Source organism: Rodentibacter trehalosifermentans, assembly GCF_002000545.1.
GTDB classification, from domain to species: domain Bacteria; phylum Pseudomonadota; class Gammaproteobacteria; order Enterobacterales; family Pasteurellaceae; genus Rodentibacter; species Rodentibacter trehalosifermentans.
Window position 1 is genome coordinate 37,539 of the sequence record NZ_MLHL01000009.1, and the last position, 16,607, is coordinate 54,145.

15 protein-coding genes are annotated in these 16,607 nt (G+C 41.2%); 5 read left to right on the forward strand and 10 right to left on the reverse strand.

All coding sequences use genetic code 11. From position 1 onward, the window contains the following. Window positions 1–20 precede the first annotated feature (20 nt). A complete protein-coding gene (locus BKK52_RS02020) occupies window positions 21–359 on the reverse strand; it encodes a helix-hairpin-helix domain-containing protein (protein ID WP_077420144.1) in 339 nt (112 codons plus the stop codon). Window positions 360–532: 173 nt separating this feature from the next. Between BKK52_RS02020 and BKK52_RS02025 the strand changes: the two genes are divergently transcribed. From BKK52_RS02025 to BKK52_RS02040, 4 genes are all read left to right on the forward strand, one after another. Continuing rightward, the gene (locus tag BKK52_RS02025; RefSeq protein WP_077420182.1) at window positions 533–1,324 is read left to right on the forward strand and encodes an ABC transporter substrate-binding protein; all 792 of its coding nucleotides are present in this window, start codon (window positions 533–535) and stop codon (window positions 1,322–1,324) included. Between the two features lie 11 nt (window positions 1,325–1,335). Further along, window positions 1,336–1,821, forward strand: coding sequence for a L,D-transpeptidase family protein (locus tag BKK52_RS02030; protein ID WP_208606138.1), 486 nt, complete (start codon window positions 1,336–1,338; stop codon window positions 1,819–1,821). A gap of 98 nt (window positions 1,822–1,919) precedes the next feature. Then, entirely contained in the window at window positions 1,920–2,900 is a 981-nt protein-coding gene (locus tag BKK52_RS02035; RefSeq protein ID WP_077420143.1) for a FecCD family ABC transporter permease, read from the forward strand. Next, the gene (locus BKK52_RS02040; RefSeq protein WP_077420142.1) at window positions 2,893–3,630 is read left to right on the forward strand and encodes an ABC transporter ATP-binding protein; all 738 of its coding nucleotides are present in this window, start codon (window positions 2,893–2,895) and stop codon (window positions 3,628–3,630) included. The genes BKK52_RS02035 and BKK52_RS02040 overlap by 8 nt, the downstream gene beginning before the upstream one ends. A gap of 69 nt (window positions 3,631–3,699) precedes the next feature. Here BKK52_RS02040 and BKK52_RS02045 read toward each other — a convergent pair whose 3' ends face one another. Beyond that, window positions 3,700–4,164 (reverse strand): hypothetical protein, encoded by a 465-nt coding sequence (locus tag BKK52_RS02045; RefSeq protein ID WP_077420141.1) that lies wholly within the window; start codon window positions 4,162–4,164, stop codon window positions 3,700–3,702. 139 nt (window positions 4,165–4,303) lie between these two features. Continuing rightward, window positions 4,304–5,308 carry a virulence RhuM family protein gene (locus BKK52_RS02050; protein ID WP_077477717.1) on the reverse strand — a complete coding sequence of 335 codons (1,005 nt, stop codon included), beginning with the start codon at window positions 5,306–5,308 and terminating at the stop codon, window positions 4,304–4,306. Window positions 5,309–5,686: 378 nt separating this feature from the next. Between BKK52_RS02050 and BKK52_RS02055 the strand changes: the two genes are divergently transcribed. Further along, window positions 5,687–7,435, forward strand: a complete 1,749-nt coding sequence (locus BKK52_RS02055; protein WP_077477719.1) for a reverse transcriptase domain-containing protein — start codon at window positions 5,687–5,689, stop codon at window positions 7,433–7,435. A 76-nt stretch (window positions 7,436–7,511) separates the two neighbouring features. On the opposite strand, the gene metH is transcribed toward BKK52_RS02055, so the two are convergent. The 7 genes from metH to leuC form a co-directional block, all read right to left on the reverse strand. Continuing rightward, window positions 7,512–11,198, reverse strand: a complete 3,687-nt coding sequence (gene metH / locus BKK52_RS02060) for a methionine synthase (RefSeq protein WP_208606139.1) — start codon at window positions 11,196–11,198, stop codon at window positions 7,512–7,514. Window positions 11,199–11,352: 154 nt separating this feature from the next. Beyond that, window positions 11,353–11,646 (reverse strand): Bor family protein, encoded by a 294-nt coding sequence (locus tag BKK52_RS02065; protein ID WP_244160207.1) that lies wholly within the window; start codon window positions 11,644–11,646, stop codon window positions 11,353–11,355. Window positions 11,647–11,654: 8 nt separating this feature from the next. Continuing rightward, window positions 11,655–11,954: a Bor family protein gene (locus tag BKK52_RS02070; RefSeq protein ID WP_077420135.1), complete on the reverse strand. Its 300-nt coding sequence runs from the start codon at window positions 11,952–11,954 to the stop codon at window positions 11,655–11,657. Window positions 11,955–12,049: 95 nt separating this feature from the next. Beyond that, entirely contained in the window at window positions 12,050–12,598 is a 549-nt protein-coding gene (gene sodC / locus BKK52_RS02075; RefSeq protein WP_077420134.1) for a superoxide dismutase family protein, read from the reverse strand. 84 nt (window positions 12,599–12,682) lie between these two features. Continuing rightward, window positions 12,683–14,341 carry an LTA synthase family protein gene (locus BKK52_RS02080; protein ID WP_077420133.1) on the reverse strand — a complete coding sequence of 553 codons (1,659 nt, stop codon included), beginning with the start codon at window positions 14,339–14,341 and terminating at the stop codon, window positions 12,683–12,685. 138 nt (window positions 14,342–14,479) lie between these two features. Then, window positions 14,480–15,082, reverse strand: coding sequence for a 3-isopropylmalate dehydratase small subunit (leuD, locus tag BKK52_RS02085; protein WP_077420132.1), 603 nt, complete (start codon window positions 15,080–15,082; stop codon window positions 14,480–14,482). 13 nt (window positions 15,083–15,095) lie between these two features. Further along, window positions 15,096–16,505 (reverse strand): 3-isopropylmalate dehydratase large subunit, encoded by a 1,410-nt coding sequence (leuC, locus tag BKK52_RS02090; RefSeq protein WP_077420131.1) that lies wholly within the window; start codon window positions 16,503–16,505, stop codon window positions 15,096–15,098. Between the last annotated feature and the right edge of the window lie 102 nt (window positions 16,506–16,607).

The window sequence follows — 16,607 nt, forward strand, 5'->3', positions numbered from 1 at the left end:
CCTTTAAACGATTTCAATATTTAAAAAGTTAAGCGATCACGATTTTTTTCAAGGGTCGCCTTACCAATACCTTGAACTTCAAGTAGTTGCTCGGCATGAGTAAAATTACCGTGTTTTTCACGATATTGCACAATGGCTTCCGCTTTTTTTGCACCAATTCCCGTTAAGGCTTTTTGGATTTCACTTGCCGTTGCCGTATTTATGTTGAGTTTATCCTCAACTTTTTCTGCGGCTACTTTCTCCACGGATTCGGTTTGTGCTGCCAGTGTTTCAGTCGCTTTTTCCATCGCAAATGAAGATGAAGCGAATAATGCGCCACCTAAAATCAGTGAGCTAATTAAGGTTTTCATTAATTTCATAGCGTTTCCTTGTTAATAGTGAGAATGTTGATACAATCAACGTCAATATTTTTTCTATTCCTATAAAAATAAACAAGAAACCGACCGCACTTTTGCGAGCCTTATCGCAAAATTTATATCAAAGAGAATAAAAACCGATATTTATGCGATACCGTTTAAATTGCCACATCATTATGTTTAAATATCTCACTTTTTTCACCGTACTTTTCCTTTCTTTTTTTGCCTGTGCCGAACAATTCGTTTCACTAACCCTTTGCAGCGATAGACTTTTGGCAGAATTAGCCCACCCTGAACAAATTGCGGCACAATCGCCCTATTCTAAAAAACCGCTGATGATGTTGGATAAAGTGAATACAGACAAACCCACGCTTGAACCACAACTGGCGGCACTGTTACCCTATTTGGACAAAACTCTGCTTATCAACGAAACCTTTTATCCGCAACTGGTGACAGATCTGAAAAAGCTCGGAGCGAAGATCGTGCAGATTAACGATACCCCACAAACGCCCGAAGAACTTTTCACCTTAATCTTACAACTGGGTAAACTTACGGGTAACGAAACACACGCTGAACAACTGGTGGAAAAATTGAAATCGCAAAATACACGCCTAAACCTACAGTTTACCAACACCTTGATGATTTCCGACACGGGTATTGTTGAGAGCTATTTTCCCCAATATTCCACACTACTTAACTTGCTCGGACTGACTCCACTCAAAATGCCGTTAACGGAACAAAATTTCTCGCTCGAAAAAGTATTACTTGCTCAACCGAATATATTAATTGAAATTTCCGATCAACAAAGCTATAACGAACGGACGGAATTACTCAAGCATCCACTTTTGCAAAATCTCTTTAAAAACCAACCGCACTTTCACATTCCAATGAAATACACCTATTGCTTTGATCATGGACTATGGAAAGGGGCGGAACTAATTTATAACCAAGCACCGACTTTACATTAAGGATAAGTAAAATGAAGAAAATAATACCTATAGTATTGTTGCTTGTGATGATCATTTTCAGTGCTGCTTTTTCGATACCTAAACCTATGCCCGATAACCTACTAAAAGGCGAAAAAGAAGCGGATCCGCAAGTTTTAAATATGCAACCCCTACCTAAAAATGCCAATATTACACGTTTAGTCGTGTTCAAAAGCAAACGACAAATGTGGGCGTATGACAAAGACAAATTGATGAAAATCTATCCGGTTTCCCTTGGTGGAAACCCAGTTGAACATAAACAATTTGAGGGCGATCAAAAAACGCCCGAAGGCATCTACCGCATTAATGAACGCAATCCACATAGTCACTACCATAAGAATTTGGGCATTTCCTATCCAAATACCCAAGATAAAGCCTACGCGGCCTCACAAGGTAAATCAGCAGGCGGATTGATTAAAATCCATGGTTTGCCAAATCGATCTTTTGATATTGGTCGCCAACATTTACGTTACGATTGAACAAACGGCTGTATTGCCGTTACCAACGAAGAAATTGATGAACTCTTCCAAGCTGTGATTCACAATGCGGAAATTGAGATTAAACCGTAAAAATAAAAATGACCAAAATTAAAAAACTCAACCTAACCCTTTCCAGCACTTTACTTCTTATTGTTGCTTTCGCCATCTGCCATCAACTTGGCAATTTTGCCTCTCTAAAAAATGCAGATGGTGTGCTGACGGATATGCGTGCAATCGTACTGTGGGATATCCGCTTTCCACGCATTGGCTTGGCATTGCTGACCGGTGCAAGCCTCGCCATGGCAGGAAATGCTATGCAGGGAATTTTCCAAAACCCGTTGGCAAGTCCGGGGCTTCTCGGCAGCAGTGCCGGTGCAACCACGGTCAGCGTATTTTTACTCTACTATTTTTCCGTGCCAACAACTTTCTTGATTTTTGGTGGAGTGACGGGCGCTTTGACAAGTTTTTTACTGGTCTATTTTATCGCTAAAAATCACGGCACAACAGCAATGATCTTAAGCGGTTTGGCGGTGAATATGTTACTTTCCGCCGCGGTGGCTTTACTACTTTCCAACGCCGAAAGCCCGTGGGCATTGGCAGAGCTTTATCGCTGGTTACAAGGTTCATTGCTGTGGGCAAAAATGGATACGATCATTTTATCGCTCCCCATTATACTGCTCGGTTGCTTTTGCCTTTTTCAGCAACGGCATTATATTGATTTTCTCACTTTCGGCGAAGAAACCGCCTCAACAATGGGGATTAATCCCAAACGGAGTTTTTTTATCACCACATTAGGCGTGGCATTACTCGTAGGGGCAACCATTCCACAAACGGGTACTATCGGTTTTATCGGTTTAATCGCCCCTCATTTCGCCCGAATATTACTCAAAAAACGCCCCTCTCAACTTTATGTGAGCAGTGCATTGATCGGTGCTTTATTACTGCTTATCGCCGATCTCAGCGTGCAATATATTCCCCTGTTTTCACATATTTATATCGGTACATTTACTGCCATTATTGGTGCGCCGGTGTTGATTTGGATTTTACTGACACAACAGCGGAGGCTTGCCCGTGATTAACGTTAAACAAGTTAGCCAGCCCTATGGCTTAACGAATGTCAATTGTCATATTCCGCCGGGAAAACTGGTCGGCATCATGGGGGCAAACGGCGCAGGGAAATCAACCCTGTTGAAAAGCATCGCCGGGATTTTACCGCTTGCAAACGGTGAAATTTGGCTTAATCATTACAAATTAAGTGAAATGACACCACGGCAAAAAAACGAACAACTCGCCTACCTTGCCCAAAATACGGCAATTCAGTGGGACTTATCCGCCTATGAAGTGATCGCTTTGGGCTTATCTTACCCCCTTCCTCCTGCAAAAGAGCAGGAAAAAGTGCGGTCGATTTCAGCGCGATTTTCTGTTTCTGCCTTATTGGATAAACCCTTTCAGCAACTTTCAGGCGGTGAAAAAGCCCGTGTGCAACTGACGCGGTGCTGTATTAAAGATGCACCATTACTGCTTGCTGATGAGCCGATCGCCCCGCTCGATCCTTATTATCAAATCGATATAATGGAACAGCTTAAATCCCTCACACCCAAACAGACGTGCGTGGTGGCAATCCATCATTTATCACTGGCGTATCAATTTTGTGATGAAGTGATTTTGCTGGATAAAGGCAAAGTGCTAGCCAGTGGCGAAACGCAAGCGGTGCTAAATGCGGAAAATCTTGCAAAAGCCTTTGGCGTGCGTGCTGAATTTGATTTAGTGCGAAAAGAAATGTTGTGCGTACAGAAGTTGGAAAGCTAATCCCAACTTCTTGGATTGTTAGGAAAATTGGACGTTGATTTCCCATTTAGGAAATCAACCATGCAACCGCTAACCTTCTTTACAACTCAGCCAACGCACCTGCGTGCCTTGATCGTTTTTATAATAAGTCGAACTATGCTGGCGCGCGACTAAATCCACAACACTCCCCTCAATCGGCTGATAGGAACGGTAAATGACCTCAAATCTCGAACCACGCATATTTAACGCTCGGTTCTCAATATGATCAAACGGCACTGCCTTGCCCCCATCTAACTGAAAATAAATCCCAAAATTCTCTTTCAAACGGCTCTCTCTCGAAAGCGGGAAATAGGTTGTTAAATAAGAAGTGGATTGGGTTTCGGCATTTTTACAAATATAGTAATAGCGTTTATAAGCGGTGGGATTATTGAGTTCCGCTTGGGTGATATTTTCTTTTAAGAAACGGGTTTTAACAGGCTTCTTCGGCGGTTGTGTGGTACAGGCAAAGAGAACGAAGAGCGTAGCAAAAAGGAAAAGTTGTTTAAGTTTGTTCATATCAATATGAGTACCGAGAAAATAAGGTGGGTATGATAGCGAAAATCGGAGAGAGTGCAAGTTTGAGAAAATGACGCTTGGAAATTGACTTCCTATTTATAGGAAAATATAAAAAATTAGAAACCATATTGTTTATTTCTTAAGTCTTGGAATGATTTTTCAACAAGCGATCAAAATCACTTTCAAAATTGCGATCTTGAATCACACGGTATTTTTCAAATTCTGTTTCAGCATATAATTTGGCATCATCGAAACTGATTTTGCCTTTGCCGTCTAAAATGGGTAATTCGTCCGCATTTAAGAAAATATCCAATCGTTTCGCCCAATCTTCCATTGTCATGGGAATTTGTCGTCTGGCTCGGCGTTCGGCTAAATCTAAAAATGCGTTGACGATAGCCCCTAAATCTTTCAATTCTTCATTGTTCAAATAATTTTTTGCCGCCGAGACATCACTTTTTAAAATCTTTCCATCTGGGGACTTTGCCCAAGTCGTTAGCCCCATATTCGGCTTATCACTATCGGCGCGTTCTGCAATTAATTCGGCGGTGGTATGTTGATGAATAGCGTAATGTAATTTATTTTGCACGCTGGCAAAGAACGTCTTGGTCGTAGGTGCATTTTTATTGTAGTCCACCGCTGTGGCGTAAATATCGGTAATTTTCTGATAAAAACGGCGTTCTGACAGGCGAATTTCACGGATTTCTTCCAATAAACGTTCAAAATAATCTTCGCCTAAGAAAGTACCGTTTTCCATACGTTCACGATCTAACACATAGCCTTTTTGTGCAAACTCACGCAGCACTTGTGTCGCCCATTGGCGAAATTGCGTTGCTCGCACGGAATTGACCCGATACCCAACGGAGATCACTGCATCAAGGTTGTAGTGCTTGGTGTTGTAGTTTTTGCCGTCTCTGGCAGTTATTCGGAAATTCCGAATAACTGAAAGTGCGTTTAATTCTTTACTTTCAAAAATATGTTTTAGGTGTTCATTAATAGTTGGTAGTGAAACTTCAAATAATTCGGCAATTCGCTTTTGCGTCAGCCAAATTTCGTTATCTTCATACCGTACTTCAATACTTTGATTTCCAGTTTGATTGGTGAAAATCAGAAATTCAGCGGTACTGTTGCGAATAAGTGTTGTCATAAAATTTTCCTTATAAATTTTCCAATAAATGTAACTGGTTGTAGGGGAATTGTCGAATGGAAATGTGGGATTTTTCGATGGAGATCGCAAAATAGAAAAATACAGGAATGGTTTACAAGCGATCAAATTTGCTTAATATTTTGCAAATTATTAAAATCTATCGCTCGCACTAGGGGATTATGATATTGAATAAAATTTTTTATTATGTAGAATAATAATCAATGTGGGTATAGATAGATTTTTCACTTTTGTTTCTGAAGTGGTTACATAAAATGTCAAGAGTTGATGTATATAATTATCGTAGTATTTTAATACTTCGATTACTTAGCATTACTAATGAGTATCTATACCCACTCCTAACTACTAAATGAGTTAAAAATGGCTAAATATATTGATAGATTAAGAAAATGCACTTGTATTGCTGATCTGGTATCAGAGTTTAAGCTAAAGGTAACCGCAAAAGAATTTGGATATGTAGTGTATCATCTAAGTGATGATTTAAAATATGAAGAGTTCGATATACCCAAGAAGAATGGAACTTTACGGAGAATTCACTCTCCAAAACCAACATTAAAATATATACAAAAAGAATTTTCATTAATTATATTTAATTGCATAAATGAAATTAGACTAGATAATGCTAATTATCTTGCTTGTAATCATGCTTTTGAGAGAGATAAGTCAATATTATCTAATGCTGATTTGCATAAGAATAAGAAGTTTATATTAAATATAGATATTAAAGATTTCTTTGATTCTATTCATTACGGTAGAATTAAAGGTTTTTTAGCTAATGATAGTCATTTTAAATTAAATGAAAAAGTCTCCCAAATTATAGCTAGGTTAGCTACTTACCATAAAATTTTACCTCAAGGTTCTCCTTTATCTCCTATCTTGGCGACGTTAATTGGAAATATAATGGACGTTAGATTTCTAAAGTTGGCTAAAAAATATCGTTTTACTTATTCTAGGTATGCAGATGATATAACTCTCTCATCAAATAAGGCATTTGATAAAAATATTGTTTATTGGTGTGAAAATAATAAAAAATGGGTGGCCGGAGAAATAGTTATTAATATTTTGACAGATTCTGGATTTACTATTAATTCAGAAAAAACAAGAGTGAGCTACTCTAACGATAGACAAACTGTTACAGGTATTGTTGTAAATAAACAGAGAAATGTTACTTTAGAATATAGAAGAACTAATAGATCAATGGTTTATTCTTTATTGTCGACAGGAAGTTTTCGACTTAATGATAATGTTGGTAAGATAACCCAACTAATGGGAAGATTAAACCATAGTATATATATAAAATACTATGATAGTAAGTTTTCTATTCCTTTAGATATGAATGAAAGAATAAAATATAAAGAGAAAAAGCAAAAGGAGTTAATTAAAATTATTAATGACAATTGGAAATCTGATAAAAATAATATTACCTGCGCAGATCACCAAATGAAACTTCTGAGGAGTGTGATTTATTTTAAGTATATTATAAATGTGGATCAGACAACTATATTTCCAGAAGGATTTACAGATCCAATATATTTTAGTAGTGCTAAAGAAAAATTAAATATTAATAGTAACATTAAATTTCAGAAAATAAATAATGGATTAAAAAAAATAGGTTTGTTAGGATGTGCATCTTCAGTTAATACATTTATTCATAATGTAAAAGAAAAAATTGATAAATTTATTAGCTATAAACAGATTGGAGTCATACCTAAGCATCCTGTTATATTTATATTGGATTATGATGATGGTTTAGATGATTGTAGATTTATTCTAGATAAAATTCAAATCGATCAACAATATGTGTTTATAAGAGATAATATATATGTACTATTGCTAGAGCCAAAAGGTAAGAGTAAAAATCATCATAAAACAATAGAAAACATGAGTTGTATAGAAAATTTGATTTCATTTGAAGGCAATAGAATTGAAGCAGTACAAGGTAAAAAAGAATATATTAATTTTAAAGGTATAGAGTTTAAGAAAGGCAGTTTTGCAAATTACGTAAAAGAACATTCTTCTGATTTTGATTATAGCGGATTTGATAAAATTTTTAAGAAGATAACGGAAATAGAAGAGGATTATGCTAAAAGAATGATTACTAACGCATAGCTAACCATTTTCATATAAAAATGGCGGGTTTTAACTCGCCATTACATTAGATGTTTCAGCCTTCGACTTGATATCTCTACCCCATCGCCACCCCCAACCACTTCACCATTTCTTTCTCATTCCACCCCTTGCGTTTGGCATAATCCACTGCCTGATCTTCATCAATGCGACCAAGAGTGAAATAATTACTCTCAGGGTGGGTGAAATACCAGCCACACACACTGGCGGCAGGCCACATGGCATAGCTTTCGGTGAGTTTCATACCAATGCGTTGTTCGACTTCCAGTAAATCCCAGATGATCTGTTTTTCAGTGTGCTCTGGGCAACTTGGGTAGCCAGGGGCGGGGCGAATACCGACATAGTCTTCGCGGATCAAGCGGTCGTTTTCAAAGGTTTCTTTGCTATATCCCCAGATTTTTGTACGAAGTTCAAAGTGCAGATATTCCGCCATTGCTTCGGCAAGGCGATCGCCAACGGCTTGCAGTAAAATGGCGTTGTAGTCGTCTCCTGCGGCTTTGTAGCCTTCGACTAAATCGTGTTCTTCAATCCCCGCACAGACGGCGAACATGCCGAACCAATCTTGCTTACCACTCTCTTTACTTGCGATAAAATCGCTCAAACAAAGGTTATACGGGCTTTTGCTGTTTTTGCCCCGTTCGCCTTGTTGACGCAGATTATAGGCTTTGCCGATAACAGAAGTGCGGTCAGAATTTTGATAGATTTCAATATCATCACCCACGCTGTTAGCAGGGAAAATCCCCATCACACCGCTTGGGTTGAGCTTGTGATTTTGCTCTAATTCGTCCAACACTTTTTGGGCATCATTCCACACTCGGCGGGCTTCTTCGCCCCCTTCAGGATAGTCAAAGGCATCAGGGTAACCGCCCATCAAGCCCCATAACCGAAAGAACGGAGACCAGTCGATAAACTGGCGTAACGTGGCAATCGGCACATTTTTATATTCCACAATGCCGGTATATTTTGGATGAGGCACTTGGTAATCCGACCACTCGCCGCTGAACGCATCAAAGCGGTTGGCTCTGGCTTTCTCGATTGGTAACTGCTTGCGAGGCGCTTTTTTGTTGGCAAAAGCATGCTGGATTTGCTCGTACTCTTTTTTCGTTCTCGCCCACAATTCTGCTTTCGTTTCTGGATTCATCAACGCGGCACAGACGGTAACGGCACGGGAAGCATTGGTGGTGTAAATAACTTCGTGCTGATATTTCGGGTAAAGTTTAATTGCCGTGTGCTCTTTGGAGGTGGTCGCCCCGCCGATAATCACGGGAATGTTCAACTTCAAGCGGTTCATTTCGCCTAAAAAGTATTCCATTTCATCAAGGGACGGCGTGATCAAACCACTCAAGCCGATAATATCCGCGTTTTCGTCAATCGCCGTTTGAATGATTTTATCCGCAGGCACCATCACGCCCAGATCAATCACTTCAAAATTATTACATTGCAACACGACGCTGACGATATTTTTGCCGATGTCGTGAACATCGCCTTTGACGGTTGCAATCACCACTTTACCACTTGATGAGCCTTTTTGCTTGGTGGCGTTGATAAACGGCTCTAAATAGGCGACCGATTGCTTCATCACACGGGCGGATTTCACCACTTGCGGCAGGAACATTTTACCGTCCCCAAATAAATCACCGACCACGTCCATACCTGCCATTAGAGGCCCTTCAATGACTTCCAGTGGAGATGGGAGTTTTTGGCGGGCTTCTTCGGTGTCTTCCACAATATAGGTGGTGATCCCTTTCACCAAGGCGTGTTTTAAACGCTCTTCCACCGCCCAAGTCCGCCATTCTGCGATAGAATCGACCGCACTTTCGTTACCTTGATGGCGATATTTCTCGGCAATATCCAATAAACGTTCTGTGGCATCAGGGCGGCGATTGAGCACAGCATCTTCCACCACATCACGCAATTCAGGATCGAGATCGTCATAAATCGCCAACTGCCCTGCATTCACGATCCCCATATCCATTCCTTGCTTAATGGCGTGATAGAGGAAGACGGCGTGAATGGCTTCACGCATCACATTGTTACCACGGAAAGAGAAGGACACATTCGACACCCCGCCTGAAATTTTGGCATGCGGTAAAGTGCGTTTGATCCGCCCTGTGGCGTTGATAAAATCCACGCCATAATTGTTGTGCTCTTCAATGCCTGTGCCGATGGCGAAAATGTTGGGGTCGAAAATAATATCTTCAGGCGGAAAGCCCACTTGATTGACTAGAATATTGTAAGCTCGGGTACATATCTCTACTTTGCGTTCTTCGGTGTCCGCTTGCCCCACTTCATCAAATGCCATCACGACAACTGCTGCACCGTATTTACGCACTAATTTTGCTTGGGTGATAAATTTTTCCTCGCCCTCTTTTAACGAAATAGAATTGACAATCCCTTTTCCTTGAATGGCTTGCAAACCTGCTTCAATCACATCCCATTTAGAGGAATCGATCATCACCGGCACTTTTGCCGCATCGGGTTCGGTCGCCATAATATTGAGAAAACGGGTCATGCATTTTTGTGAATCAAGTAGGGCTTCGTCCATATTCACATCAATCACTTGTGCCCCGTTTTCCACCTGATCGATGGCGATCTCAATAGCTTCGGCAAATTTTTCTTCTTTGATTAATTTTTTGAATTTTGCCGATCCCGTTACGTTATTACGCTCCCCTACATTGACAAAGAGCGTGTCATCATCAATGGTTAGCGGTTCAAGCCCTGATAAACACATTGCCGTTTTAATTTCAGGCAATGGGCGTGGCGGAATGTTTTCTACCGCTTGAGCAAAGGCTTTTATGTGTTCGGGCGTGGTGCCACAACAGCCGCCAATGATATTGACAAAGCCACTTTCCGCCCACTCTTTTAAGTGTGCTGCCATTTCAGCCGCGCCTAAATCATAGCCGCCAAAAGCATTAGGTAAGCCGGCGTTAGGGTGAACGGAAACGTAGGTTTCACTAATTTTCGCCATCACTTCCACATAAGGTCGTAATTCTTTCGGGCCTAAGGCGCAGTTCAAGCCAAAGCTGAGCGGTTTGGCGTGGCGGAGGGAATTATAAAAGGCTTCGGTAGTTTGCCCTGAAAGGGTTCGCCCGGAGGCATCGGTAATCGTGCCGGAAATCATTATAGGCAATTCCACGCCCAGCTCCTCAAACACCGTTTCAATGGCAAAAACGGCAGCTTTGGCGTTGAGCGTGTCGAAAATGGTTTCGATCATAATAATGTCTGAACCGCCCTCAATTAAACCTTTAGCGGCTTCTGAGTAGGCATTGACCAATTCCATAAAAGTGACGTTACGAAAGCCCGGATCGTTCACATTAGGGGAAATAGATGCAGTTCGATTAGTCGGTCCAAGAACGCCCGCAACAAAACGAGGTTTTTCAGGCTTGGTATATTTATCGGCGGCAAGACGTGCTAATTTTGCTCCGGCAAAATTCAGCTCATAAGCAATGCTTTGTAAATCATAATCCGCTTGCGCAATAGTGGTGGAACTAAAGGTATTGGTTTCAATAATATCCGCCCCCGCTTCAAGGTACTTTTCATGAATAGCGGAAATCAACAGTGGCTGTGTGAGGGTAAGCAAATCGTTATTACCACGTAAATCAACCGCACTTTCTTTAAACCGTTCGCCACGGAAATCCGCTTCAGTCAGTTTATATTTTTGGATCATCGTCCCCATCGCACCATCAAGGATTAAAATGCGTTGGGCAAGGGCATTTTTGAGTTGGTTGAAAGCCTGTGTTTGCATATTATGTGATATAGTTTTTGGCATAGTTGAAATGGTTAATAAAAGAAATGAGCAATGGGCTGATGATAGACAGAACGCTGGGGAGTGTCAAATATCCAATAAAAAAGCTAAGGTATAAAATTTATTCCTTAGCTTTTTTTCATTTGTTTTTAAATTATTGGCAATAAACACGAGCCGTACGAGGGGTGTAAATACCCAAAGTCACTATGCCCAATAAGATATTTTTGCCTGTTAATTCGCTTTCAACTTTCGCAATTTTTTCTTCGCTTCCGCAAACCTTTACGGCATTCACCGTTTCTTCTTGACCGACACCAAATAGGAAGAACGTTTGGTTATCTTCAAGCGTTAATTTACCGGTTTGGCTTTTTACATAGGCGGTTTGAGTTGAACAAGCAGAAAGTAGTAAGGTGGTAGTGGCTAAAAGCGTCATTAAAAATTTTTTCATCATATCATTCCTTATTTTTTGCAATAGATTCTCATATCTCTCGGGCTATAAATGCCATAAGAAATCATATTTAATAACCCGTTTAAGAAAGTTTGTTGTGTTTGTACTTTAGCCGTGCTGCCATTGGCACAAACCTCATTGGTCTCTTTTTCAACTTGTTGCCCAATGCCGGCAACAAAGAAATGTTGCATTTTATCGAAACTTGCTTTTTCTTGAGCGGGTTGTTCAGACACAATATAGGTTTGAGTTGAGCAGCCAACCAGACTTGCCAGTAATATTGCTACAGTTGTAGCGAGTGAGAGTTTTTTCATGACGACCTCATCTGTTTTATATGAAAATTTAGGGGAAATTAAAACTGTAACTGCTAGATTTGTCAAGGCTATCTCTTGCATTTCTAAAAATCAATTTATTTAATCACACCACACGCCATACGAGCTCCGCCACCACCCAGTGGCGCCGGGTGATCGGAATGGTTATCTCCACCGGCGTGAATCATCATGGAACGACCACGCACTTCATCTAAATGTTTAATGCGTGGAGCTAACACCGGATTGGTTGCGGTGCCGTCATGTAATACGGTTAATGCCGGTAAATCCCCTAAATGGGCATCATCTTGCCAGGGGTAACCGTGTTGTTTGGCTTCTTTTGGATCCCAGTGACCACCGGCGGCGAGACCTGCGGTGAGTTTGCCGTCTTTTTCTTTTGGTTCACAACTTGGGTTTTGGTGAAGATGAAAACCGTGTAAACCTTCTGTTAGCCCTTGTAAGTTTGGTGTGAAAACTAAACCATAAGCGGATTCGGTAATCGTGACTGTGCCGACATCTTTATTGCCTTTTACCGGGTCAAGTTGTTGCACCTTGACTTCAATGGATTTATCGGTGGCTTGTTGTGCATTGACCAAAGTCGATGTACAAGCAGCTGTTAACGTTAATGCCAAGAGAGTTTTTAGATTCATATAAGCTCCTTATTGTTGAAAACTCATTCTCATTATAATGAAAGATTGGATAATAATTCGACAAGTTTTTGCAACAATTTAACATTATCGTGTAATTTTTAATTGTTGGTAGAGATAGTGGCGATAATCATTGACCAACTGGCTATCAGCACTGTCTTCCAATTTGCCCTTGCTTAAATGACGCATCGCTTTATTCGCTTTCATAAAATCATCTTGTGCCGCTAGCCCTGCTACATCCAGCAATACCCCGCCGGCAAAAGCAAGATCGAGAAAATCCTGTTCTTGTTTAAAAGTGGTATCAACATTCGTTCTTACCACAAATTGGGTAATGTAATCCGGCAAAGGTAAATCGCCTTTTTTGGCAGGAATAGCGTTATCAAAGGCCACTTGATGATCGCCAAAATAACCAAAAACAAAGGGCTTATTGCGTTGGTGTAAATAGTCATCCATTTTTTCAATGGCGTCATTGAGGGCAACAATACGTTGGGTGTAATCATTGAGCGCGGAAATACTCTTATCACTTAGCTCCGGCATAGCAAGGTTATAGCGATTTTCCATATCCAAACGATAAGGGCCGTGTTCACGCATGGTGAGCACATAGACAAACAAAGGTTGATTAATGTTTTCCAGTGAAGGGTGCTGTTTTTCTAAAATCATTCTGGTGTATGTCATCATTTCTTCACTGCTGATCGTCCACAAATTTTTACTCAAAGGAGCAGGGTAGCCTAAATCTTGCGGTTGTAACATTAAATCAAAACCAAAATGATCGTAAGCGGATTTTGCGTTGTAGTTACCTTTGGTGAAAGGCGAAAGTGCGACACAAAAATAACCTTGTGCCCGTAAATTTTTAACAAAACTTGATTGTAAATGTGGCACAACAGAATAGAACACGCCACTGGCTAATGCGCCAAAATCTGTACAAGGCACGCCGGCAAGAAAACTAAACTCCGATCGCCAAGTGGCCCCCGCAAAAGTATGCACCCGTAATGGCGAGATAAATACCGTATCATTTTGCTGTTCAAACATTGGTAAAGGGGGAATATTTTGTTGGGTGAAAGCAAATTGATGCGGATTCAGGGTGGATTCTAACAACGCCACCACAATATCCGGTTTGGTGGTGGGTGCTTGCTCTGTTTGCTCAGCATAAAGTGCGGTCATTTTTTTCGTAAAATTTTCACCTTCTCCGAGGAATTGTGGCACTTTAAAGAATATCCCCCGGCAAGACATCGGTAAATTTAAAAAGACATCACGTCCATCGTCCGGTAAAGAATCCAACCAAACCTGTAAAGCCTGAGGTTTTTTGGAATAATGCCACATAAGGGCAAAGCTGCAGAGAAATAATATCCCTCCGAAAAGATGCCCGAATGCGCCTAAGGATTCGACATCTGACCAGCCGAAAATCGCATAGCCAAGTAAGCCGAGCAAGCCTATCACGCCGACTAATGCCCCTTTATAGTGCATAAGGGTTTCCCAGTTTCGCCAATCCACCACAAGAAAAAAATCGGAAATGAGTAAGGGCTGTTTGTAATAATGGATTTTCAAGCGGTGGAATAACATCAATGCAACAAAGAGGACGGAGGCGAAATTAAGCGCGCGTTGCCATTGCCCGGTGAGGGCAAGCATTCCGCCGAAGAAGAAAACAAATAACGAAATGGCAAAGAGATAAGTCCATCGGTAATGGGAATTGATGATAAAAATTATTGCCGCAATAGTAAATAAAGCTAAAAAGGTGTAAGCAATCATTGCATTATTCCTTGTAATGATAAGTGTCAAGTCACCTGCGAGATAATAGGGGGAAGGGGAAAAGCTGTCAAACGCTATCAGGGAATTTCAGAAAGTGCGGTGAAAAAATGCCGAGAATTTTCACCGCACTTGAATGTATTAACGCAAAAATGCCGGGATATTTTTCTCGTATTCGGCGATTTTGTTTTCGTGCTGAAGGGTAAGCCCGATATTATCTAAGCCATTTAATAAGCAATGGCGACGGAATTCATCTAATTCAAAGTGATAGATTTTCTCGCCTACGGTCACTGTCATGGCTTCTAAATCCACATGAATTTGTTTACCTTCATTTGCCCATACCCATTGGAAGATTTCTTCTACTTCTTGCTCGCTCAAACGAATTGGTAGCATATGATTGTTTAAGCTATTGTTATAGAAAATATCGGCAAAACTTGGGGCGATCATCACTTTAAAACCGTAATCGGCCAGTGCCCAAGGGGCGTGTTCACGAGAAGAACCGCAACCGAGATTTTTACGCGCAAGTAAAATGGTTGCCCCTTGATATTGTGGAAAGTTCAACACAAATTCCGGGTTCGGTTGTGTACCTTCTGCATCTAAATAACGCCATTCGTGGAATAAATGTTTGCCAAAGCCTACTCGTGTAATGGCTTGTAAAAATTGCTTAGGAATGATGGCATCCGTATCCACATTTGCCGCATCCAATGGTACGACTAAGCCTGAAAGTTGTTTAAATCCTGCCATTTTATTTTCCTCTTTAATTTAATGCCACATCACGAATATCAACAAATTTACCGAACATACCCGCAGCCGCCGCCATGGCCGGGCTGACAAGGTGGGTTCGGCCGTTACGGCCTTGACGACCTTCAAAGTTGCGGTTGCTGGTGGAGGCGCAACGTTCCCATTCGCCTAGGCGGTCATCATTCATCCCTAAACACATAGAGCATCCCGGGTTACGCCATTCGGCACCTGCTTCAATAAAGATTTTATCTAAGCCTTCTTTTTCTGCCTGTTCTTTGACAAGCCCTGAACCCGGCACGACGAGAATACGTTTCACGTTATCGGCTTTTTTACGCCCTTTCATCACAGCCGCAGCAGCACGCAAATCTTCAATACGGGCATTGGTACAAGAGCCGATAAAGACTTGATCTACGCTAATATCCTTCAAATCCGTATTCGCTTCTAAACCAATGTATTGTAAGGCTTTTTCGGCAGATGCACGGGTGATAGGATCGTCCATTTCTGCAGGATTAGGCACTAACTGATTAATGCCAATCACCTGCCCCGGGTTGGTTCCCCAAGTGACTTGTGGTGCAATATCTTTGGCGTCTAAGGTGACAACCGTATCAAATTCTGCATCATCATCGGATTTTAGGGTTTTCCAGTATTCCACTGCATCATCCCAATCTTTCCCTTTCGGTGCATAAGGGCGACCTTTTAAATAGGCAAAGGTGGTTTCATCAGGTGCAATTAAACCGGCTTTTGCGCCCATTTCAATTGCCATATTACAAACGGTCATTCGCCCTTCCATGGAAAGATCACGAATGGCTTCACCGCAAAATTCTACAACGTGTCCTGTGCCGCCCGCCATGGTGGTTTTACCGATGATAGCAAGGATAATATCTTTGGCGGTAATACCCGGTGCAACCTTACCTCGCACCTCTATTTTCATGCTTTTCGCCCGTGCTTGCTTTAAGGTTTGGGTGGCTAAAACATGTTCCACTTCAGAGGTACCGATACCAAATGCCAATGCACCGAATGCACCGTGAGTGGCCGTGTGGGAATCCCCACAAACAATGGTCATCCCCGGTAGGGTTAAGCCTTGTTCGGGCCCCATGACGTGCACAATCCCTTGTTCTTTCGTCTTCATATCGAACAATTGAATACCCGTCGCTTTGGTATTTTTTTCCAGTTCTAATACTTGAATTTTTGCCTGACCTTCTAATTTATTCACATCACGCACTTGAGTGGAAATGCTGTGATCCATCGTGCCGAAGGTTTTTCCCACCTGACGCACATTGCGACCTGCTACACGCAAGCCGTCAAAGGCTTGTGGTGAAGTCACTTCGTGAATCAAATGGCGATTAATATACAAAATTGGCGTTTCGCCTTGTGCTTCGTAAACAATGTGAGCATCGAATAATTTTTGATAAAGTGTTTTTGCCATAATTTTTTCTCTGTTTTATGAGGGAGAAAGTGCGGTTGAAAAATACGTTAGATTTTGACCACACTTGTAGGGTGTGTGGATTGGTACAATCCACACACGCAC

Coding starts and splice junctions, on each gene's coding strand:
- BKK52_RS02045 (WP_077420141.1), bottom strand. CDS start 4,164: ATGAACAAACTTAAACAACTTTTCCTTTTTGCTACGCTCTTCGTTCTC.
- BKK52_RS02070 (WP_077420135.1), bottom strand. CDS start 11,954: ATGAAAAAACTCTCACTCGCTACAACTGTAGCAATATTACTGGCAAGT.
- sodC (WP_077420134.1), bottom strand. CDS start 12,598: ATGAATCTAAAAACTCTCTTGGCATTAACGTTAACAGCTGCTTGTACA.
- leuD (WP_077420132.1), bottom strand. CDS start 15,082: ATGGCAGGATTTAAACAACTTTCAGGCTTAGTCGTACCATTGGATGCG.
- BKK52_RS02080 (WP_077420133.1), bottom strand. CDS start 14,341: ATGATTGCTTACACCTTTTTAGCTTTATTTACTATTGCGGCAATAATT.
- metH (WP_208606139.1), bottom strand. CDS start 11,198: ATGCAAACACAGGCTTTCAACCAACTCAAAAATGCCCTTGCCCAACGC.
- BKK52_RS02065 (WP_244160207.1), bottom strand. CDS start 11,646: ATGATGAAAAAATTTTTAATGACGCTTTTAGCCACTACCACCTTACTA.
- BKK52_RS02055 (WP_077477719.1), top strand. CDS start 5,687: ATGGCTAAATATATTGATAGATTAAGAAAATGCACTTGTATTGCTGAT.
- BKK52_RS02050 (WP_077477717.1), bottom strand. CDS start 5,308: ATGACAACACTTATTCGCAACAGTACCGCTGAATTTCTGATTTTCACC.
- BKK52_RS02035 (WP_077420143.1), top strand. CDS start 1,920: ATGACCAAAATTAAAAAACTCAACCTAACCCTTTCCAGCACTTTACTT.
- BKK52_RS02025 (WP_077420182.1), top strand. CDS start 533: ATGTTTAAATATCTCACTTTTTTCACCGTACTTTTCCTTTCTTTTTTT.
- leuC (WP_077420131.1), bottom strand. CDS start 16,505: ATGGCAAAAACACTTTATCAAAAATTATTCGATGCTCACATTGTTTAC.
- BKK52_RS02030 (WP_208606138.1), top strand. CDS start 1,336: ATGAAGAAAATAATACCTATAGTATTGTTGCTTGTGATGATCATTTTC.
- BKK52_RS02020 (WP_077420144.1), bottom strand. CDS start 359: ATGAAATTAATGAAAACCTTAATTAGCTCACTGATTTTAGGTGGCGCA.